The following is a 20,892-nucleotide window of genomic DNA, read 5'->3' as shown; positions in this document are numbered from 1 at the left end:
ATGCAGGCGCTCGACGGCGTGAGCCTTAGCTTGGATGCAGGAAAAGTCCTGGCCATGGTGGGAGCCAATGGCGCCGGAAAATCGACCCTGCTCCGGCTGCTGTGCGGGCTGGTCCCGCGCTGGAGCGGACGGGCAGAAATCAACGGGCACCAGCTAAAGGCGGGTGATCCGTTGACGTCCGCCAGCCTGGGCCTGGCGCTGGTGCCCGAAGGGCGTCTCTTGTTCGAGTCCTTATCGGTTGAGGAAAACCTGATGATCGGTCGCGGTCATCGCGACGGGCCCTGGACGCTCGAAACGATCTACACCCTGTTTCCCATCCTTAAGGAAAAGAGGCGGCAGCGCCCGTCCACCTTGTCCGGGGGGCAGCAACAGATGGTCGCGATCGGCCGGGCCCTCGCCTCCAATCCGGCCATTCTGCTCTGCGATGAAATCTCGCTCGGCCTGTCTCCGCGCGTCACCATGGAAGTCTATGCGGCGCTCGATCGGGTGCGGGCGGAAGGCGTTTCGCTCATCATCGTCGATCAGGACGTGGAGCGCGTGTGCGCGCATGCGGACGATGTCGTTTGCCTGTTCAAGGGACGGATATCTCACCGCGGCAGCGCCGATGGTGTAACGGCCGATAGTCTCAAAAGCGCGTATTTCGGAGTTGCCGCATGATTGGCGCAGTCTTCGAAATCCTGCTCCACGGCCTCACCCTTGGGGGACTCTATGGCCTGATCGGCGCTGGGCTTGCGCTCAATTTCGGGGTCTTGCGGGTCGTCAATCTCGCCCACGGCGAAATGATCACCTTGGGTGCTTTCATCACCGTCGGCAGTCTGGCGCTGGTGCCCGGCTTGCCACTTTGGCTCGTCCTGCCTATTGCGGGCCTGGGGTGTGCAGCGATCGGCGCGGGATTACAGGTTGTGTTCATCGAACGCGCAATGTCGTTCCGCGATCCGATGGTGCCGCTTCTGGTCACATTCGGCATCGCCATCATCATGCGCAATCTGCTTGTCGAAACCCTCGGAGCCGACCTGCGCGGCCTGGACGTTCAGGGGTTGGGGCAGGCGCGGTTCGCGCTTTTCGGCCTGTCTATCGGCCTGTTGCCAGTCCTCACCCTGGCGCTGGCCCTCATCGCTTTCGGCATTTTGGCGTTCGTCATCGCGAAAACGGAATTCGGACGCCAGGTCCGAGCGGTATCGGACCTTCCCGATATCGCCGCGCTTATGAGCATCCGGGTGAAGAAAATCCATATCCAGGTTGCCGCGCTTTCGGCCGGTCTCGCGGCGCTTGCGGGCGTGTTGCTTGCGATGCGTGCGAGCGTATCACCATTCTCCGGCGTCGCCCATCTCATCATAGCGTTCGAGGTCGTCGTTCTGGGCGGGCTGGGGTCGATGCGCGGGGCGCTGATTGCCGGGGTTGTTCTGGGCTTGGTGCAGGTCGTCAGCACTCGGATCGACGGCAATGCGGGCCTGCTTTATGTGCACATATTCTTTTTTGCAGGCCTGCTTATCCGTTCCGCATTGGGGAGGTTGTCATGAACGCCATGGTGCGTGACGGCTTGACGCTCGCCGTGGGAGCAGCGCTTGCCGGGGCGGGTGCCCTTTTGATCGATCCGGGGCTGTTGTTCCTCTTCTCGGAGGTGCTGGTTCTCCTCTTTCTCGCGCAGATGTGGAACCTTTTGGCCGGCTATGGCGGGCAGGTCTCCCTCGGGCATCAGGCCTTTGTCGGCATGGGGGCTTACGCGCTGTTCTTCATAGCGAACAATACGGCCTTGTCGCCCTGGCTCGTGCTGTTGATCGTCCCCGTCCTCGTGGGGCTTATCGCCATTCCCCTGGGCGCGATCGTCTTCAATCTCAAACACGCCTATTTCGCCATCGGCATGTGGGTGGTGGCCGAGATTGCGCAAGCGCTCACGTTCAGGGCGGAGTGGCTCGGTGGCAGCTTTGGCATGGTGCTGCGTCCGAACGGGGAAATCTTCGCCGGCAATCCCGAGCAACTGATCTTCTTTATCGGTGCCTTCGGGTGCGTGGCGCTTATGGTCGCGCTACGGCGCTTTCTCGGTTCGCCCCTGGGGCTTGCGCTTTTGTGTGTGCGCGACAACGAGCCGGCTGCCGCCAGCGCCGGGGTCAACGTGTATGTCCTTTATCTTTTCGTCTTCGCTCTATCCGCCGGTGGCTGCGCTGCTGCGGGCGCGTTGTTCTATATGACGGCACTCTACGTTGCGCCTGCGGATGCCTTCCAGGTCAATTGGGCAGTCGCAATGATGTTCATCGCCGTCGTCGGTGGTCTCGGCACGCTGGCGGGACCGGTTCTCGGCGTCGCAATCTTCATCGGCTTGCGAGAAACCATGGCGGCCTTCGGCTTTTCGGGCGGCACCTACTGGATCGTGATGGGTGTCATCGCCATCGCCACCCTGCTGCTCGCGCCGCGCGGCTTGTGGCCCGCTCTTACGAATTTGGCGACCCGCCGAAAATCCCTGTTTCGTCGCGTGTCCGAACCGGAAAAGTGGTGACCACTTTTTCTGGACACGCTCCAAGGAAAGGAAAGCCTGATGAAAACGCCGAACACGGCAGAGCCGCACTATTGGAGTGCAACCGAAACGCTCGACGCGCTGAATGCGCGCCGCATCGGCGCCGTCGAAATCCTCGACCACTATCTGGCGCGCCTGTCGAGGCATGGCGACAAGGTGAACGCGGTGGTCGAGCGCGACATCGAGAGAGCGCGCGCGGCGGCCGCTGAAGCGGATGCCCGCCGGGCCGCGGGCAAGGCAGGTCCGCTGGATGGATTGCCGATGACTATCAAGGATACTTTCGAGGTTCGCGGCTTCAAGACGACAGCGGGCATCCCCGACCTCGCCGGCTACCGCCCCGAGGACGATGCGGATGCTGTCGCCCGCCTGCGCGGGGCAGGGGCGGTGATATACGGAAAGACCAACGTTCCGGTCGCCGCCTCGGATCATCAATCCTACAACCCGATTTACGGCACCACGCGCAATCCGTGGAACCCCGACCGGTGCGTCGGCGGCTCGTCGGGTGGCTCGGCAGCAGCGCTCGCAGCCGGGTTTTCAGCGCTTGAACTCGGCAGCGACATCGGCGGGTCGATCCGCATTCCAAGCCATTATTGCGGGGTCTACGGGCACAAGCCGACCTATGGCATCGTCTCCGCCCGTGGCCATATTCCGCCCGCGCCCGGTGAACTGTCCGCTGCCCCTTTGTCCGTATGCGGGCCCCTCGCGCGCAGTGCGGAGGATCTGGAACTGGCGCTGGGATTGCTGGCCGGGCCGGGCGGTGCGACGGCAAATGCATGGTCGCTCGCACTGCCCAAGGCCCGCCATAATCATTTGAAGGATTTCCGCGTCGCTGTCTGGACGGGCGGTTATCCGGTGGACGACACATATGCCGCTCTGATCGAGGAATTCGCCGGTAATCTCGAGCGGGAAGGCGCCAGCGTCACGCGGCTGGCCAAGACCCCCGACCATCTCGAAGGGACCGATGCGCTTTATCTCGACATGCTCTTTGGCGTGATCGGATCGGGTTCGCCTGAAGCTGAACTGGCGGCCTATAAGGCAGTGGCGGACGGTAAGCCGGCGGGAAGCTATGAAGCGCGCCTGGCACGGGCAACCCACCAGTCGTTGCGCGACTGGGCAGGCCTCGCCAGCCGGCAGGCGAAGCTCTTTGCCGATTGGGAGCAATGGTTTTCCAATTTCGATGTCCTGCTGTGTCCGGTGTCGATGAATGTTGCGTTTCCGCACATGACGGAAGACGGCCACGGCCCCATCGCCCAGCTAAACCGCACCCTGAGTGTCAGCGGTGGGAAACGGCCTTATCTCGACAATCTGCTCTGGCCGGGAGTGGCCACGCTCGGGCACCTGCCCAGCACCGTCCGTCCGCTCGATGGCCGTGTGGATGGAATGCCCGCGGGCATTCAGATCATGGGCGCCCAGCTCGAAGACCATACGACCATCCGGTTTGCGCAGCTCTGCGATGAAGCGTTCGGCGGCTTCAGCGCGCCGGAATTATCCGCGACAGAGGCATGACTCAAAACCGTTGCCCGTACCCCGGGCAACGAAATCGGCGGCGCTGTGCCGTCAAAAAAGAACCCAACGGAGGAGGGGGCATATGAAGATCGGAACAATGTTGAGCTGCGGGGCAATCGCCTGTTGCTTAAGCGTAGGCACTGCAGTCGCCCAGGATGGCCCACCGCCGGGCATGCCGCCGCTGCCGCCCGGTGTGCTTGCCCAGATCAATCTCGGCCAGGCCGGATTGCTCGGGTCGTTCTATTCCAATGAGCAATGGGGCACGACGCAGGGCCGCATCGGCCAATCGCGTAGCACTATCGGCGCAGCGACCGCGCCAGGCGGGTCCACCACCGGCTACAAGGATGCCAGCACGGATGCCGTCCTGCCTTTCTCGGTGCTCAAGGCTTTGCCCGACGGCAATTCTTATCTGCGGTTTGTGGCGACACTTGCCGCGCCCAATGGTGCGCCCAACCAGGTGCAGCAGAACGCATTCAATCCCAGCGCCAGCCTTCAATATATGACCTTTCCGAGCGTCGACACGATGGTGAGCGCTGGTGCCTTTATAGAACGCGCCGACGTCGCGATCGCTGGGACTGGCACACTTCCCGGCACAATTGAGCGAAATGGGTTCGGGATCCGCGGCGACGTGCTGCACAGGTTCACTGACAATTGGGGCGTCTCTGCACGGGCGGAATACTCTGTGGGCGAGTCCGACCTTCAGATTCCCGCCATCGGCTACAGCCATGTTCAAGGCGACAATCGGTTCTACGCCCAGACGGAACTCGTTGGGACCTTCGGCGCCGACGACATTGCCTTTATGCCGGAGGGTTGGGTACTCCGCCCGATCCTCGGGGCGAACTTCCAGCGCAACTTCATCGAGGCCACCGCGGACAGTTTTGGTGCCGTATCCTCCGGCGTGGTGGGCGATACCGAGGATTACGGCATGGTTTGGGGCAGCCTTGGGGTGCAGCAACAGGCGGCGCCCGGCCAGTGGGCCCTGAACGCCTCGCTCGGGTTGGAGCATGAATATATCAACGACCTCAACGCCTACGTGGACGAGAGCACATATGTCGTCGGCTCAGTCGGCGCATCGATGATGACGAGTGACGGTCACCAAGTCGTGCTTGGCTATACCCGGCACCAGGGCTTGAACGGCAACCGTTCGAACCAGACGCTGCTGGCGTCCTTCAACGTCTCGTTTTGAGCGATCAGCCCATCACCCCTGCACGAGTGCTGCGATCTCTCTGGGAGCGGGCGGCTTCGTCAGCAGGGGCGTCAGGGTGAGCCGGGCGACGCGGGCCGGGAAATCGTCCCGCTCATAGTCCGTGGCAAAGCGTCCTGCGCGGCCTTGCGCCGCGTAGGACGCAAGCCCGTGGGCGGAAAGGACGAGGTAGGACGCGAGCTTTTCGGGGTCAGCCTTCATCACGATACCGGCCTCCTGACATCTGACAATGGCCGCTGTCAGGTTGCCGAACGCCTTGTCGTCTTCCACAACCCGGTCGCTCCCGGTGCCCGCGGGCGGTAAATCCGGACTGAACATCAGAACGAAAAAGCCCTCATTTTCCTGTGCGAAACGGACATAGGCTGTGCCGAGCGCGTAAAGTTGCGCGAGCGGATCGTCTCCCGCCTTGCTCATAGCGGTCAGTTGATAGTCGGTCAGCTTGCGAAAGCCCTCGGTCGCCAGAGCGTCGAGCAGGCTGGCCTTGTCGGGGAAGTGCCGATAGGCCGCCGAATGGCTGACCCCGAGCTTTGCCGCCAGTTCGCGCAGCGAAAATGAGGGGGATTTGCGCTCGACCGTCAAGGCGAGCGCCGCCATCAACAGGGCCTGGCGCAGATCCTTGTGATGATAGCCAGACTTTTTCTCGATCGTCAGTGCAGGCATGGATATCTGAAGGTAGTTGGCATACTGAGGCTACACTACCCTCTAAAGGGCAGCGTGTTGACCCCTAAACCGCCCTGTTTTGGGTCGGCGACCGACCTCCACCATCGGCGACCAGTACGGTTCCGGTGACAAACGATGCGTCATCGGAGGCAAGAAACAGGCAACAGGCGGCGATCTCGTCGGGCTCGGCCACCCGCTTGAGCGCGATCCGGGAGGTGAGCTGCGTGAACTCGTCCTCCGGCGTCGTCCCGTTGGCCCGTGCCGCTTCCACCATTTCGTATTCGCTCATCGGTGTGCGGACCCAACCCGGCGCGACCGCATTGGCGCGGATGCCGTCCGCCCCGTGGGCGTAAGCAAGCGTGCGGGTCAGGGAAACCAGCCCCGCCTTGCTCGCGGCGTATGCGGCGTTGGCCGGGCTGGCGTTGAAGGCAGCGACTGAAGCGATGTTGACGATGGCACCGCCCTGGCGCTTGAGGAGCGGCAGCGCTGCGCGGCAGACTTTCATCGCGCCGGTCAAGTTGACGGCAAAGCTCTTTTCCCAGCTCTCGTCGGAGACCGTTTCGGGTTCGTCGAGAAGAATGATCCCCGCCGCGTTGACGACGATGTCGAGGCGCCCGTCGCAGGCGTCGACGGCGCGCTCTACGTTGCTGCTTTGAGTGACATCGCCATGTATCGCCGTGCCACCGGTCAACGCCGCGGCTTCATCGAGGTCGGGGCCGCCGAGCCCGAACAGGATGACGTGTGCCCCCTCATTGGCGAACCGCATTGCCGTGGAGCGTCCCATCCCTGTCGCGGCGCCCGAAATCAGGGCCGTGCGGCCTGTAAGTTTTCCGCTCATCGGAGCCCCCATTGGTTTTCTACCGCATAGCCGGTCTCCGGCAGGGTGGAGCCGCCATCGACGATAAGCGTCTGCCCGGTGACATATTTGGCTTCCCGAGAAGCCAGATACAGCATGGCGTTGGCGATATCGTCCGCCTCGCCCATGCGGCCCATCGGAACGTAGCGGGAGATCTCCGCCTGTTTCTCGGGTGTACTCAGGGTTCCGCGCCCCGGTTTTGCGATAAAGCCCGGTTCGACCCCGTTCACGGTGATCCCGTCGCGTGCCACCTCGAAGGCCGCGCCGCGCGTGAAGGCATTTACGGCGGCCTTGGCGGCGGAATAATGCGCGCCGCCGCCCATGGCCACACGGGCCGATACCGAGGAGGTGACGAGAAGCCGGCCATATTCCTGGCGGCGCATATGCGGAATCGCCGCCTGAACGAGCCATATGAAGGCTCTAAGGTTGATATCGAGCGCGTCCGCCAATTGGCTCTCGGTCAACTCCTCGACACCCGCCCAGGGACAGCCACCGGCGTTATGGACGAGAATATCGAGCCGGCCTTTCCCCCCTACAGCCTCATCCACGAGGCCTTTAAGCGCCGCGCGCTCCGAGCCGGGCCAGGGTAGTGTGCCGGCTGAGAGCCCACGGCCGCACAGAGCGTCGGCGACTGCCTGCGCCGCCTCCGCCGTGCGGTTGACGATTGTCACGTGAGCGCCGTGTTCAGCCAGCCGCGTCGCGATGGCGGCGCCAATGCCGCGTCCGCCGCCGGTCACCAGAGCAATTTGACCGGAAAGATCGAAGGCCATGTCAGGCCAGCCCCGCGTCAGTGAGTTTATCAACGAAGCGCGCGAAAACCTCGGTGTGGCGATCCACATCTGCGGGCTCGGTCGCGGGGCACATGAGGAACATGGTGTGGAAGGGTGTCACGAGTATGCCCTCGTTCATGTAAAAGGCGTGCAGCAGCGTTTCGAGATCGCTGCGCCGGGTGGCGCGGAAATCCGCGGCGTTCCGTGGCGGGTCGGGCGCGAACATGATTTCGACCCGCCCACCGATGCGTGTGACGTGCCAGGGCAGGCTGTGTTTGGCGATGACGCTTTCCGCCGCTTGCGCGAGCCGTTCCGCTTGGGTGTGCATGCGCGCATAGTTCTCGGGGGTCAGCACCTCTTCGAGAACCGCGCGCATGGTCGCAACTGTCAGCGCATTGCCCGCCAGCGTTCCGCCGATGCCGAAATGGGAGGATTGGCGCTGGCGCGGATTGACGTGCGGTATCTGTTGCCACAGCCGTTCCGCCGTCTCGCGGGACAAACCGAATATGCCCGCCGGGATGCCGCCGGCTATGGCCTTTCCAGCGACGAAGATGTCGGGTTCAAGATCGTGGTCTCGCGTGTATCCGCCCGGCCCACAGGAAATCGTGTGCGTCTCATCCATGATGAGAAGCGTCCCGGTCCGCCGCGTTGCCGCCCGCACGGCGTCATGGAAGCCGTCCGCCACCGGGATCATGCCGAAATTGGTCATCAGCGGTTCCATGAGGACGCAGGCGACGTCCTCGTCCATGAGGGCTGCTTCGAGGGCTTCTGCATCGTTGAATTCGACGACTTTGCATAGCCGCGCATGATCGAACCCATTGGGGTGGATCATGTTACGCATGCCCATTTTCCCGTCGCGCAACTCCACATGGGCTTCTTCCACGCCGCCGTGGTAGCAGCCGGAGAAGACCAGTACCTTCTCGCGGCCGGTGATCATGCGGGCGATACGGATCGCGCCCCGATTGGCGTCGGTAGCCGATGTCGTGAGGGTCCAATAGGGCAGGCCGAAACGGCGTCCGAGTTCCTCGCCCACCCACAGGCTGTCCTCGGTCGGCATCATATGGGTGGTACCGCGCTCGAGCTGGCGGACGGCGGCGCGGGTTACGGCTTCCGGTGCGTGCCCGCACATGCCGCCGGTGTCTCCAAGACAGAAGTCGACATAGTTGTTGCCGTCGATGTCGCGCACATGGCAGCCGCGCGCCTCATCCACATAGATCGGAAAACCACCCGCCCAGCGGCGCATCCAGTGGGACGGGCCACCGTAAAGAAAGGTCCTTCTGCCCGTTTTCCAGGCATGCGCGGAACGGGGGTGGCTGGCCGCGAAGCGGGCTTGTTCATCGTCGATCAGATGGTCGACGATCCGGGAGACACTTGTGGTCACAGGGCAATCCACGCAGTTTTGAGATCGGTAAATTTGTCGAGGGCGTGGAGGGATTTGTCGTGGCCATTGCCCGACTGTTTCACGCCGCCCAGCGGAACAGTGGCATCCGCACCGCCATAAGTGTTGACGTGCACCACGCCCGCCTTGATCGCGCGTACCATACGATGCGCGCGTGAAAGGTCGGCGGTCCAGACGGCGGATGCGAGGCCATAGGCGGTGGCGTTGGCGAGCTGGATCGCCTCTGCCTCGTCTTCGAAGGTCTGTACGGTGAGAACCGGCCCGAACACTTCTTCGCGCGCCACCTCCATTTCGGGCGCTACGGCGTCGAGCACCGTGGGGGCCATGTAGAAGCCACCGGTATCGCGCAGGATGCGTTCTCCGCCTGTAGCGAGGATTGCTCCTTCCGCCTGCGCCTGCGCCACAAAGGAGAGATTTTTCTCAAGCTGCCCCAAACTGTTGATCGCTCCGGCCTGGGTGGTGAGGTCCAGCGGATCGCCAACCTTCATCTTCGCCGCGATGGCCGCGACTTTTTCGACGAACGCTTCATGGATAGACTGCTCAACCAAGAGACGCGATCCGGCGACACACACTTGGCCTGAATTGCGGAAAATGCCGAAGGCCGCAGTCTTGGCGGCGGCATCGAGATCCGGCGCATCGGCAAAGACCAGGTTCGGCGATTTGCCGCCCAGTTCGAGATAGACGCGCTTGAGATTGGAGCGGGCGGAGTATTCGAGCAGTTTCCGGCCAACACCCCCCGAGCCGGTGAAGGCGAGGACATCTACATCCATCGAGAGGCCGAGAGCCTCGCCAGCCACAGCGCCGCGCCCAGTGACGACGTTGAGGACGCCGTCCGGCAGGCCTGCTTCATGGCAGAGTTCAGCAAGGCGCAGAAGGGACAGCGAAGCCGTTTCCGCTGGTTTCAGAACTACCGAATTGCCCGCCGCGAGCGCCGGTGCGATCTTCCATGCACCGATCATCAGCGGGAAATTCCACGGCACGATCGCACCTACTACGCCCACGGGCTCGCGGTGGATAAGGCCCAGCACATTGTCTGGCGTCGGTGCAATCTCGCCATAGACCTTGTCGATGGCCTCGGCGTAGTAGCGGAAGGTGGCCGCCGCGCTGCCGGGCTCCGCCTTGAGCGCCATCGAAATCTCGGTGCCGTTGTCGCGCACTCCGAGCACGGCGAGCTCGAGGGCATGGGCTTCGATCAGATCGGCGATCCTGTGCATGACTTTTTTGCGTTCAGCCGGCGCCGCGCGCGACCAACTCTTCGTGTCGAACGCGCTCCGGGCCGCCGCGACGGCGCGGTCCACGTCCTGTGCCGAGGCATCGGCGATCGTCGTCAGCACTGTGCCGTCGATCGGGGAGATGACGTCCATGCGCCCGCCATCGGCACCGGGGCAGGTCTTGCCGTCGATCCAGAGATGTCCTTCGGCGACTGGTGTCGTGCGCAGGCGATCTATTGCTGCTTGATCCATCTCTTGGTCTTTCGATCAGTGCGCAGGCGGGAAGGTGATATGAAGCGTTGTAGGCGCGCGGAATTCCCAACCACGAAACTCGGGCGGATTGTCGGGATCGAGCTTGAGGTGCGGCAGCCTGGAAAGCAGGAGGCGCAGGGCAATTTCGATCTGTGCCGCGGCGAACCAGCGTCCGGCGCAGAAATGGTGGCCAAAGCCGAATGTCGCCATGCTGGTCTCTTCACGATGAATGTCGAACCGGTCGGGTGCCGCAAAACGGCTTTCGTCGCGGTTGGCGGACGCAAGGATGGCGGCAACAGGGCTGCCGGCGGGAATGGTGACGCCGCCAAGCTCGATATCGGTCTGCGCCAGGCGCATCTGCGTTCCAATGGGCGCGACCCAGCGCAGGCCTTCGGCCACTGCCTTGGGCAACAGCCTATCGGTATCGGCCAGCAGCGCCTCCATTTGCTCGGGGTTTTGCAAGAGGCCCACAAGGGTGGACCCGGCACCGTGGCCGGGCTCCTGCATGCCGCCGAGAAGCGTTACTTTGACGGAAGGCAGAATGAACTCGGCAGGCCGCGTTTCACCTTCCGGCATGTTGTGATGCAACATGTGTGAAAGGGGTGAGCTGTCCGGCGCCTCTCGGAGCCTTTCGAGCATGGGGATCGTGACTGCATCGATTTCCGCACAGGTCTTGTCGGAAATCTCCTGGCGTTTGGGGTCTTGCTCGTAGTTGATCGCGCCTTGGGACAGGCCGTGGAACCAGCGGCGCAACGTTGCCACATCGAGATCGCCGAACCCGAAGGACCGGGCGAGGCTGAGGACGGAAATAGGCTCGAAATAATCGGCCATGAGGTCCGCCCGGCCAGCGGACTCGAATTTGGCCAAGAACTCCTCCGCAATCGGCGTCACCAGAGCTTGGACATACTCCGCCACCTTACGCGGGCGATAGTGCGGATCGATGCCACCGCGCAACTGCTTGTGCTGATCGCCGTCCACGGTCAGGATCGTCGGCTTGCCGAAGGAAAGCTCTACGGGAGATGTTGGCGCTTCCGCCGTGAAGATATCGGGCGACTTCGTCACCACCTCGACGTCCTCCCAACGGGTTGCGAACCAGACGTTCGCGGCGGGAACCCACGCCACCGGGCTTTCCTGCCTCAGCCGGGCGTAGATCGGATAGGGATCGCGCTCGAGCGCCTCGATTGTGATCTCGTGTGCAATACTCATGGACGATCCTCCTCGCTCAGACATTGACGGCATCCTCCGACCCTCGTTCCGCGGCTCGCCGCGCCCTGACCGTTGCCCAGATATGCAGCCCGATGACCAGCACGAGCATGCAAAAGAGAATGAAGGCGATGGGGCGGTCGATGAAGTCCCAAGGCGTTTTGACCCGAGCCATGGCGGTGCGCAGCTTGTCTTCCATAAGCCCGCCCAACACCATGCCCAGGATGATGGGGGAGGTGGGCAATTCCAGTCGTTTCAAGATGAAGCCGAACACGCCAATCGCAGCGGCGACCGCGCAATCGGTCAGCGAGTTGCGCAAGGAATAAACACCGATCAGGCTGAATGTGAGGATCATCATCCCCAAGAAGCGGTGCGGGATGCGCATCACCTGCATGAGCAGATTGGTCGAAAACATCAAAAAGACGATGACCAGAACGTTGAGCAGCAGGAGCGCGATGTAGAGCGCCAGAACGAAGTCCATCTGCCCGGCAAAGAGCTGCGGACCGGGAATGACGTTGTGCACGTAAAAGACCGCCAGCATCATTGCGGTCAGCTCTTCCCCTGGAATGCCCAACGCGAGGAGAGGGACCATGGCGGCTGCGGGAACCGAGTTGTTGGCCGCTTCCGAGGCGACGATGCCCTCGGGATTGCCCTTGCCGAAAAGCTCCGGCGTCTTCGAGGTGCGCTGGGCGTAGGAATAAGAGAGGAATTGCGACATGAATTCGCCGACGCCCGGGATCATACCGCATACGACCCCGCAGGACGAGGCAAAGGCCGCGATCCGCTTGTAACGAAAGAGCTCTGCCAGCCCTTGCAGAAAGCGTCCGCTCACGGGCGGCATCTTATGGCTTGCATCGCGTCCGGTCAGAAGCAGGAACGCCTGAGAGAGGGCGAAAAGCCCGATCACCACAACGATGAGATCGATACCCGAGGTCAGCCAGGTCGCCCCGAAGGTGAATCGTTGGGTGTAAGCCGTTGGCTCCAATCCAACGGTGGCAAGGAAAATGCCAAAGCCCGCCAGCATGGCCGCGCTCAGGATCTGGCCGCGATGCGTGAGGACGACCAATACGATGCCGAGAAGTGCCGCGAGGAAAATCTCGCGTGCGCCGAACATTGGCGCGACTTCCGCCAAAAGCGGTGCCATCAGCATAAGGCAGAGAATCGAGAAGATGCCGCCGAAAAAGGATGCCGAATAGGCGAGCGAAAGCGCGCGACGGCCTTCGCCGCGCTTGGTCATCGGAAAGCCGTCATAGGTGGTGAGCGCGTTGACGGGGGTTCCGGGCGTGTTGATGAGAATGGCTGGAATCGCTCCGCCGAACATGGAAGAGCCGTAAATCCCGAGGAGGGCGGTCAATCCCACGATTGGTTCGAGCGAAAAGGTTGCGGGCAACATGATGGCAATGGCCACGGCCGCGCCGACACCCGGCATTGACCCCACGACGACACCGCCGATGGAGCCGACCAGCAGCGCCAGGATCACGTCCGGACGGCCGATAATGGCAAGGCTTGAAAGCAGAAGGTCCATCGCCGGTCCTCAGAAATAGCGGAGCATGAAGTAGCGGGCGGAGGCGGGCAGGTATTCGTAGATAGCACCGCCCGGGATTTTGACGTTCAGTGCCGACTTGAAGAACAGCACGACCCCCAGTCCGAATAGCGCCGCCACAAGGAAGATGCGGGTGGAGCGATAGCCGGCGCGCCAGGTTAGAAACAGGCAGAAAACCACAGTCGAGAGCAGGTATCCGGCGTAGGGCACCGAGGCGACGTAGATGAGATACCAGAGCACATATTCGAGCGATGAAACCCAAACCAGGGCCTCTCGCCACCGTCCGGGGGTGCGACGACTGCGGCTCGTCCACCACAGGTGCAGCGCGCCGAAAATCGACATCGTCCCGAGTCCGACCAGTGGCCATAGACGCGGCTGTGCCGACCAGCCTTTCCCCTCAAGCCACGTCGTCTGTTCGCCAATCTGGCTGATGAGCAGAAGAGCGATGATCAGGATCAGAATGGCGAATAGAAGTTCGCCGGGCTTTCGGGCATTGGGGAAGACGTGCGGCTTTGCGTTTTCGTGTTCCATGGTGCGTCCGGTAGCAGCGAGGCAGAGTGATGAGGCAAAGACGGGGGCCGGTTCGCCCCCGCTTCCAAGGACAACTGATCCTAGTGGGCCTCGATCAGAGTGTTGATATCATTCAAGGTCGCTGTATCGCCTTGAATTTGCCGGACAGATTGCTCTGCATCCATCCAATAGATCAGGGCACCGGTGTCGGCTGCCAATTGCTGCGCGCGCTCGGAAGCCATAGTCTCCTGCGCAACCGCGATGATCTTGTCGCGCACGTCCTGTGGCGTGTCTTTATGCACGAACAGACCGTTCCACAGGTTGAGATTGAGTCTGGGGGTGACCTCGCCGAGCATCGGCACGTTGTCAACGACCTCTAGAGGTTCCTGGGTAATGGATGCCAGAATTTTTACTTGATCGAGGCAGGGGAAAATCTGCTGAATCGTGGTGTTGATGACTTCGAAATCGCCTGAAGCGAGCGTATTGCAATCCAGCGCGGCGCTCGATGCGTCCGTCCCCCATTCAAAGCCCATGATTTTCGACGCCGCGAACGTGGCCTGCGTCGGTACAAGGAACGAGCCGAAGTGGCCGAGGGAAACCTCGTTTTCCCGCGCGTAGTCGGCGAGCTCTTCCATCGTGGAGTATGGCGCATCTGCGTCAGTGGCGATGACGAAGGGGTAGGTCAGAAAAATGCCGAGAGGCTCAAACGGGGAATCCGCAAGGGCCGGGATACCGACCTCCGGTCCGATGATAGGGACGTCCATCACGAAAGACCCGATCGTATAGCCGTCCGCCGGCGCAACCGCCACATCCACCGCGCCGGGGAAGGGACCGCCTTCGCTGGGTTTGTTCACGACGGCGGCGGCGACACCGTACTTTTCCTGGAAGTCTTCCGCAATCATGCGGGTGAGCACGTCTTCCAGATCGCCGGGCGGAAATGGCACCACAAAGCTCACCGGCTTTTCAGGATACTCGGCATATGCCGGAATTGCGGCGGCAAGCGCCAGAACGCTCGCCGCAAGTGGAAGCAGAATGTTTGTTTTCATCGAAGGTCCCTCTCTTTGGTATCTGCGCCGGCGGTGTGTAGCGGTGGCGCCGTTAGCTTTACGCATGTCGTCGGTTCATTATTTGAACCTGTATTTTAAATATAGACTTGCAAGGATCGCGCGCCTCTGTCAAGGTATTTCGCATGTTAAGTATATGGAGTTGAGATGAGCACGGTGGGCAAGGCGCTTGCGTTGCTGGAGGTATTTGACGTCGGCGGACTGGAACTCGGACTGACCGAGCTGTCGCGCCGGGCAGGCTATGACAAGGCGACTGTCCGGCGGCTGCTTGTTGCCCTGTCGAGCCACGGGTTCATCGAGCAGGACAGCGAAACCCGCCTTTATCGCCTGGGCGCCGGTTTGACCCGGCTGGCGCGCATCCGTGAAGTCCGGTTGCCTCTCCTCCAGACAGCACTGCCCTTCCTTCGCGCATTGGCGGAGGAAACGGGCGAGACTGTTCATCTCGCTGAAGCCGGAAACGGAACGCTGGCAACCATTCATGTCGAGCACCCGGCGCGTGCCAACAGGGTCAATGTTGACGTGGGCGCTTTTCTGCCGCTGCATTCGACGGCATCCGGAATAGCGTATTTGGCGCAGGCGCACCCCTCCATACGCAAGGAGGCACTGGCGCAGCCGCTTACTGCGTTCACCGTGCACACAGTTACCGATCCGGCTGCCCTTATGTCCATTATCGAAGCGACCCGGCGGCAGGGCTATTCCACCAATGCCCAAGGCTATGAGGAGGGCGTCTACAGTGTCGCCGCAGCGATATTGGGTGCGGATGGTTTCGCGCTCGGTACGCTGGCGGTTGCCGCGCCCCTGGCGCGAACGCCCCAAGCCTCCGTATCGGCGCGCGGACGGGCCGCGGCCCAAGCGGCGCGGGAGATTTCTGAATTGCTCAATGGCGACCGCAGATATGGCGTCGCGCTGCGGGCTTGAGGTTGATAGAGGAGTTAGGGATGGGGGAAACGCCCAGGATATTGGTGATCGGGACCGGTGACACCAAGGCCGACGAGCTCGAATTTATCCGCAAGTGCCTTACCGAGGCAGGAGGCGTGCCGCTGATGCTCGATGTCAGCATTCTCGGCGACCCGCCATATCAGCCAGAATTTGACAAGCACGAAGTCGCCGCCGCGACGGGAACGACGGTCCCGGACATCATTGCGCTCGGCGACGAGAACGAGGCCATGACGGCAATGTCGGATGGAGCGGCGCGCCTTGCGCGCAACCTTCACGACGAGGGAAAAATTGACGGTATGCTGGCGATCGGCGGCACCATGGGGACAGATCTGGCGCTCGACGTCGCGCTGGGTCTGCCCATCGGCGTCCCGAAATTTGTGGTCTCGACCATCGCCTATTCACACCTCATTCCCCCCGATCGCATCGCCCCGGATTTGATGATGATCCTTTGGGCCGGTGGTCTCTATGGATTGAATTCAGCGTGCAAATCGGTTCTGGCCCAGGCCTGTGGCGCGGTGGTCGGCGCAGCGCGCGCCAGCAAGATCGACACGAAGCGGCGCCCGGTGGTGGCGATCAGCTCGCTGGGCAAGAGCTGCCTCACCTATATGGTCGCGCTTTGTCCCGAGCTCGAGAAGCGTGGTTATGAACCGGTGGTATTTCATACCACCGGCATGGGCGGGCGTGCCCTTGAAGGGCTTGCGGCACAAAATGCATTGGCTGCAGTCATGGATTTCAGCTTGCAGGAAGTGGCCAATCACCTGGCAGGTTCAGTCGTCACCTCCGGGGCCGACAGGCTGGAGAACGCCGGTCGTTCCGGCACCCCGCAAATCGTTGCGCCCGGCGCCATAGATATGGTTGATTTTCCCACCTGGCAGCCAACGCCCGAGGGATACGAGGATCGCCCCTATCATGCCCATAACCGCTTGATTGCCTCGGCGACGAGCGATGGGGAAACGCGCCGCCGTGTTGCGCGCGCCATCGGGGAGAAATTGGGCGTCGCTCAGGGGCCGACCGCCTTCATTCTGCCGACGGGCGGTATCGAGCAGTGGGATCAGGAAGGCGAGCCGCTCTACGAGCCCGAAGCGCTCGCGGCCTTTGTCGATGAAATGCGTCGAGCCGTTCCGGCTGGCGTTGCGCTCCATGAACTCGAAGAACACATCAACAGCGCTGCCTTCGTCGCCAAGGCCCTCGAGATTTTCGACGCGTGGGTGGCCGAAGGCGTCGTCCCGCCCGGCGTACCAGCGCGACCGGAGACCGTGGTATGACGCAACCCCAAGCCCTGGTGCTCGACTTCGGCGGAGTCGTCACGCGTACCCTTTTCGAGACGCACGATGTGACGGAAAAGGCGCTCGCGCTGGCGCCGGGCAGTCTCACGTGGCGCGGCCCGTTCGACCCGGCGTCCGACCCGCTCTGGCAAGCCATGCAAGCCGACGAGATCAGCGAACGCGACTATTGGCTGACCCGTACGCGCGAAGTCGGCAAACTTGTTGGCGAAGACTGGGACCGGATGGAAACCTTCGTCAAGCGCGCCCGCGGTGCCGACCCGGACGCCACAATCCGGCCCGAGGCGGTGGCTGCGATAAAACGCGCGCATGAGAGCGGTGTCCGGTTGGCCATCCTGTCCAATGAACTGGACCTCTTCTACGGGACCGAACTTCGCCAACGGCTTTCGATCATCCCGCTTTTCGAGACAATCGTCGATGCCACCTATACCGGCATTCTAAAGCCCGACCCGAGGGCCTACGCCGCCGTCGGGGAGGCGCTGGGCTTGCCACTGCAGGCGTGCGTTTTTGTCGACGACCAACAGCGCAACGTCTCCGGCGCCAAAAAGGCCGGCATGCGGGCGGTCCATTTCGATGTGCTTGCGCCCCGTCAATCCTATGCCGAAGCCCTCACCCATTTCGGCCTCGTTCTTTAAATTTCCAAGGAAGTTCCATGCGCGACAGCAATTTTCTCATTGAACAAAACGGCAAGCCGATCTGGCATCCCATGGCCCATCCGGCGGAAATGCGGAAGGCTCCGCCGCGCGTCATCATGAAGGGCGAGGGGACCCATATCACCGATATCGAAGGCCGCACCGTGCTCGATGCCGTGGGCGGGCTGTGGAACGTCAATCTGGGTTACAGTTGCGATCCGATAAAACGTGCGATTGCCGAGCAGCTCGATGCGTTGCCTTATTATTCGGGGTTTCGCGGCACCTCGACTGGCCCCTCGATCGAACTGGCCTATGAGTTGGTCGAGTTCTTTGCCCCGGACGGAATGGCAAGAGCGTTCTTCACATCCGGGGGATCGGATTCGGTGGAAACCGCGCTCAGGCTGGCCCGGCAATATTGGAAGATTCGCGGGCAGGGAGACCGGACGAAATTCATCGCCTTGAAAAAGGGCTATCATGGCACCCATTTCGGCGGTGCGTCGGTAAATGGCAATGCCAATTTCCGGCGGAACTATGAGCCTTTAATGCCGGGCGTGTTTCATGTCCCGGCGCCCTATACCTATCGCAACCCGTTCGATGAGACCGATCCCGAGCGGCTGGCCCGGCTTTGTGCCAAGGCGCTGGAAGATGAAATCGCCTTCCAGGGAGGCGATACCATCGCGGCGTTCATAATGGAGCCGGTGATGGGCGCGGGCGGGGTGATCGTACCGCATGAAAGCTTCATGCGGCTGGTCCGCGAGATTTGTGACCGGCACGAGATCCTGCTGATCGCCGACGAAGTCGTGACCGGTTTCGGGCGCGCTGGCGCATGGTCCGGTTCTCGCCTTCACGGTGTAAAGCCGGACATGATGACTATCGCCAAAGCGGTCACCTGCGGCTATTTCCCGCTTGGGGCGGCGATGATCGGGGAGAAGGTCGCCGATGTGTTCGAGGCTGACAAGACCAGCTTCGGCTCCATTGGGCATGGCTACACCTATTCCGGCCATCCGGTTGGCTGCGCCGCCGGGCTTGCAGCGCTTGCCGAAACCCGGCGCCTGAAGGTCGACGAAAACGCCGCTGCGCGCGGGCTTGAGCTGGCGGACATGCTCGAAGGGCTCAAACGCAAGCACGCGGTCATTGGCGATGTTCGCTACAAGGGGCTCATGGCGGCGTTGGAACTTGTATCCGATCGCGAGACCAAGAAGCCGGCCGACAAGGCGATCATGGGGAAGGTTTCAGATGCGGCGTACGACGCCGGCGTCATGCTGCGCGTGTCCGGTTCCAACATCATCCTCTCCCCTCCGCTTGTCCTCAGTGCCAGAGATATCCGAAAGATCGGCGAAGCGTTGGATACTGGCTTGCGTTGCGTGGGGTAAGGTCTCATGCCTCTTGCGCCCGGCGTACTTCGGGGTCTTGAAGACACCCCGTCGATGGGCGCTATTAAGGTTCTAGGAACCGCCGAGAAGGGACTGCGCAGGGGGGCGACGATCCGGGCGATCGCTGTGGCACCGGATTCTGCGCCGCTCGTTGGCATCGACGTCAACCATACAGCGCGCTTTGCTTTTGCTTGGGCTCGTCGAAACGTTGGTGGCGACCTATGTTGAGCCCGGCCTTACGCTGGTGGCAACCTACGCGATTTTTCTGGCGATTCTGTTGTGGCGGTCCTCGGGGCTCTTTGAAAAGGTGGTGCGCAAATGAGCCGTACCATCTCCGGGATTGTGCTTATCCTTGCCGCGCTCGCGGAGCTTGCCTGGTTGCCACCGCCGCTCGGTGCCTGGGGCGTGGGATTGCTGCTGGGAATGACAGGCTATGTCCTGCTCGCAAGCGCCTGGGCGCTTTTCTCCGGGCCGACGCGTTATGTGTGTCGCTTGCGACCGACAGTATTTCCTTTAGCTGGGCCATCGACCCATTGACGGTCCGCGTGACCGCAACCCGGCTGATCGCCCTCGTTTCAGGCATCGTGGTCACGGTTGGGATGGGGCTTTTCCTCAGCCGGACGCGAACCGGCCTGATGATGCGGGCGCTGGCGGATAACCGCCAGGTGGCCCCGCTTCACGGGTTCAACGGCGCGGTTACGTTCTGATCGATCACGATGTCGATCTCATCCATGCGGTCTGCGTGCAGACGATGGTGCTCGATTTCGGCAAGCTCATCGCAGTCGGCGAGACCCGAAAGGTTTTCATCGATCCGGTGGTGCGCGCGGTCTATCTGGGCGTCGATGAGGAACTGGCATGAGTACATTGAGCATTCGCGATTTGGCCATTAGGCGCGGTGGAAAGCAGGTGGTTCACGACCTGGCCTTCACCTTGCAGAGTGGCTGCATCACTGCGCTGCTCGGTGCCAACGGTACGGGCAAGAGTTCGCTGGTGCTGGCGGGGTTTTGCCTGTTGCGGCCGGAACGGTCGAAATCGATGGCGTTCCGCTGGCGGGAAAGACGCCCGAGGCGAACCGGTCGGCAGGTGTCGCCGCCGTGCCGGAGGGGCATAGGTTGCTCAGCGGGCAGAGCGTCGAGGACAATCTGCATGCTGCCGGTTTCCAGCACACACCGGCTGATGCGGCCCGGGCGGTCGAGGATGTGTTCGCCATCTTTCCCGAACTGGCCGAGCGCAAGACGCAGCGCACCGGCTCGATGTCGGGTGGTCGGCAGCTGATGCTGGTATTGGGGCAGGGGCTCGTGGCGCGGCCCAAATTCATTCTTGTCGATGAGATGTCCCTGGGGCTGGCGCCGCTGATCGTCAAGCGGCTGACGGGCGGGCTGGTCAACCTGACGGAAGATGGTGTCGGGGTGTTGCTGATCGAGCAGTTTACAGCGCTGGCGTTGAAAAACGCTGTCGAGGTTCACGTGATGTCGCGCGGGCGGTTCACATTATTGGGCGAGCCGCATCTGCTCAACACCAGTCCCGATATTTTGCATAAGGCCTATCTCGCCTGACGGCGCGAAACCAATCGGAACCTGTGGCATACGTCTGGCAGGCGTGTGGGCGGCGAGGGTAGTAGTCCTCTTCGCTATTGGACTGGAGCGTCTTGCTTATCTCCGACCTGAGCGAAATTCGTAATCGTAACGTCACCTTCGGTGAACTTGGCCACGATCTTGAGTTGCCCGCCCATTGCCTCGATATAGGAGCGCAGGTTTGAGACATACATGTCCGTTCGGCGCTCCATTTTCGCAATGGCCGGCTGATTGACGTTTAAAGCTTCACTCAACGCCTGTTGCGTCAACGCACGAGCTTGTCGCAACTCATATAAAGGCATCGCTGTACGCAAGGCGGCCTTCTTGACCTCGACACGCTCGCGGCGGTCCGAAGTAAAGTCCTTGGTGAGATCGTTAAAAGAACGACGTCCACTCATTTA

Annotated in this window: 20 protein-coding genes and 1 pseudogene; 11 read left to right on the top strand and 10 right to left on the bottom strand. The window is 62.0% G+C overall.

Annotated elements, in window-relative coordinates; genetic code table 11:
* The 5 genes from LG281_RS05450 to LG281_RS05430 all read left to right on the top strand — a co-directional run bounded on the left by LG281_RS05450 (nucleotide 1) and on the right by LG281_RS05430 (nucleotide 5,204).
* Nucleotides 1–657: an ABC transporter ATP-binding protein gene (locus LG281_RS05450; protein WP_404405140.1), complete on the top strand. Its 657-nt coding sequence runs from the start codon at nucleotides 1–3 to the stop codon at nucleotides 655–657.
* Complete coding sequence (locus LG281_RS05445; protein WP_404405138.1) at nucleotides 654–1,520, top strand: branched-chain amino acid ABC transporter permease; 867 nt, start codon at nucleotides 654–656, stop codon at nucleotides 1,518–1,520. Before LG281_RS05450 ends, LG281_RS05445 begins: the two co-directional genes overlap by 4 nt.
* Nucleotides 1,517–2,494, top strand: a complete 978-nt coding sequence (locus LG281_RS05440; protein ID WP_404405135.1) for a branched-chain amino acid ABC transporter permease — start codon at nucleotides 1,517–1,519, stop codon at nucleotides 2,492–2,494. Before LG281_RS05445 ends, LG281_RS05440 begins: the two co-directional genes overlap by 4 nt.
* 39 nt (nucleotides 2,495–2,533) lie before the next feature.
* Complete coding sequence (locus LG281_RS05435; RefSeq protein WP_404405133.1) at nucleotides 2,534–4,018, top strand: amidase; 1,485 nt, start codon at nucleotides 2,534–2,536, stop codon at nucleotides 4,016–4,018.
* A gap of 82 nt (nucleotides 4,019–4,100) precedes the next feature.
* Entirely contained in the window at nucleotides 4,101–5,204 is a 1,104-nt protein-coding gene (locus LG281_RS05430; protein ID WP_404405131.1) for a hypothetical protein, read from the top strand.
* Between the two features lie 12 nt (nucleotides 5,205–5,216).
* Here LG281_RS05430 and LG281_RS05425 read toward each other — a convergent pair whose 3' ends face one another.
* The 9 genes from LG281_RS05425 to LG281_RS05385 all read right to left on the bottom strand — a co-directional run bounded on the left by LG281_RS05425 (nucleotide 5,217) and on the right by LG281_RS05385 (nucleotide 14,738).
* On the bottom strand, nucleotides 5,217–5,882 hold the full coding sequence (locus tag LG281_RS05425) for a TetR/AcrR family transcriptional regulator (protein ID WP_404405129.1): 666 nt from the start codon (nucleotides 5,880–5,882) through the stop codon (nucleotides 5,217–5,219).
* 64 nt (nucleotides 5,883–5,946) lie between these two features.
* A complete protein-coding gene (locus LG281_RS05420; RefSeq protein ID WP_404405127.1) occupies nucleotides 5,947–6,720 on the bottom strand; it encodes an SDR family NAD(P)-dependent oxidoreductase in 774 nt (257 codons plus the stop codon).
* A complete protein-coding gene (locus LG281_RS05415) occupies nucleotides 6,717–7,508 on the bottom strand; it encodes an SDR family oxidoreductase (RefSeq protein ID WP_404405125.1) in 792 nt (263 codons plus the stop codon). The genes LG281_RS05420 and LG281_RS05415 overlap by 4 nt, the downstream gene beginning before the upstream one ends.
* A gap of 1 nt (nucleotide 7,509) precedes the next feature.
* Entirely contained in the window at nucleotides 7,510–8,889 is a 1,380-nt protein-coding gene (locus LG281_RS05410; protein ID WP_404405123.1) for a transaminase, read from the bottom strand.
* Complete coding sequence (locus LG281_RS05405; RefSeq protein ID WP_404405121.1) at nucleotides 8,886–10,370, bottom strand: aldehyde dehydrogenase; 1,485 nt, start codon at nucleotides 10,368–10,370, stop codon at nucleotides 8,886–8,888. The genes LG281_RS05410 and LG281_RS05405 overlap by 4 nt, the downstream gene beginning before the upstream one ends.
* A gap of 15 nt (nucleotides 10,371–10,385) precedes the next feature.
* Nucleotides 10,386–11,576 (bottom strand): cytochrome P450, encoded by a 1,191-nt coding sequence (locus LG281_RS05400; protein WP_404405119.1) that lies wholly within the window; start codon nucleotides 11,574–11,576, stop codon nucleotides 10,386–10,388.
* 16 nt (nucleotides 11,577–11,592) lie between these two features.
* Nucleotides 11,593–13,098: a tripartite tricarboxylate transporter permease gene (locus tag LG281_RS05395; protein WP_404405117.1), complete on the bottom strand. Its 1,506-nt coding sequence runs from the start codon at nucleotides 13,096–13,098 to the stop codon at nucleotides 11,593–11,595.
* Nucleotides 13,099–13,107: 9 nt separating this feature from the next.
* On the bottom strand, nucleotides 13,108–13,647 hold the full coding sequence (locus LG281_RS05390) for a tripartite tricarboxylate transporter TctB family protein (protein ID WP_404405115.1): 540 nt from the start codon (nucleotides 13,645–13,647) through the stop codon (nucleotides 13,108–13,110).
* 80 nt (nucleotides 13,648–13,727) lie between these two features.
* Nucleotides 13,728–14,738 carry a tripartite tricarboxylate transporter substrate-binding protein gene (locus LG281_RS05385; protein WP_404405113.1) on the bottom strand — a complete coding sequence of 337 codons (1,011 nt, stop codon included), beginning with the start codon at nucleotides 14,736–14,738 and terminating at the stop codon, nucleotides 13,728–13,730.
* A gap of 99 nt (nucleotides 14,739–14,837) precedes the next feature.
* On the opposite strand from LG281_RS05385, the gene LG281_RS05380 reads away from it, so the two are divergent.
* The 6 genes and pseudogenes from LG281_RS05380 to LG281_RS05355 all read left to right on the top strand — a co-directional run bounded on the left by LG281_RS05380 (nucleotide 14,838) and on the right by LG281_RS05355 (nucleotide 20,473).
* Nucleotides 14,838–15,608 carry an IclR family transcriptional regulator gene (locus tag LG281_RS05380; protein ID WP_404405111.1) on the top strand — a complete coding sequence of 257 codons (771 nt, stop codon included), beginning with the start codon at nucleotides 14,838–14,840 and terminating at the stop codon, nucleotides 15,606–15,608.
* 20 nt (nucleotides 15,609–15,628) lie between these two features.
* On the top strand, nucleotides 15,629–16,894 hold the full coding sequence (locus LG281_RS05375) for a Tm-1-like ATP-binding domain-containing protein (RefSeq protein ID WP_404405109.1): 1,266 nt from the start codon (nucleotides 15,629–15,631) through the stop codon (nucleotides 16,892–16,894).
* A complete protein-coding gene (locus LG281_RS05370) occupies nucleotides 16,891–17,547 on the top strand; it encodes an HAD-IA family hydrolase (protein ID WP_404405107.1) in 657 nt (218 codons plus the stop codon). Before LG281_RS05375 ends, LG281_RS05370 begins: the two co-directional genes overlap by 4 nt.
* A gap of 17 nt (nucleotides 17,548–17,564) precedes the next feature.
* Nucleotides 17,565–18,917, top strand: coding sequence for an aminotransferase class III-fold pyridoxal phosphate-dependent enzyme (locus LG281_RS05365; protein ID WP_404405105.1), 1,353 nt, complete (start codon nucleotides 17,565–17,567; stop codon nucleotides 18,915–18,917).
* A 485-nt stretch (nucleotides 18,918–19,402) separates the two neighbouring features.
* Nucleotides 19,403–19,624: a hypothetical protein gene (locus tag LG281_RS05360; RefSeq protein WP_404405103.1), complete on the top strand. Its 222-nt coding sequence runs from the start codon at nucleotides 19,403–19,405 to the stop codon at nucleotides 19,622–19,624.
* 148 nt (nucleotides 19,625–19,772) lie between these two features.
* Nucleotides 19,773–20,473, top strand: a pseudogene (locus LG281_RS05355) (ABC transporter ATP-binding protein).
* Nucleotides 20,474–20,547: 74 nt separating this feature from the next.
* Here the strand turns inward: LG281_RS05355 and LG281_RS05350 are convergent.
* Nucleotides 20,548–20,889 carry an XRE family transcriptional regulator gene (locus tag LG281_RS05350; protein WP_404405101.1) on the bottom strand — a complete coding sequence of 114 codons (342 nt, stop codon included), beginning with the start codon at nucleotides 20,887–20,889 and terminating at the stop codon, nucleotides 20,548–20,550.
* Between the last annotated feature and the right edge of the window lie 3 nt (nucleotides 20,890–20,892).

The organism is Pelagibacterium halotolerans (assembly GCF_044811015.1).
GTDB classification, from domain to species: Bacteria; Pseudomonadota; Alphaproteobacteria; order Rhizobiales; family Devosiaceae; genus Pelagibacterium; species Pelagibacterium halotolerans_A.
The sequence above is the reverse complement of the archived record's forward strand: the minus strand, read 5'-3'. Positions and strand labels throughout refer to the sequence as shown.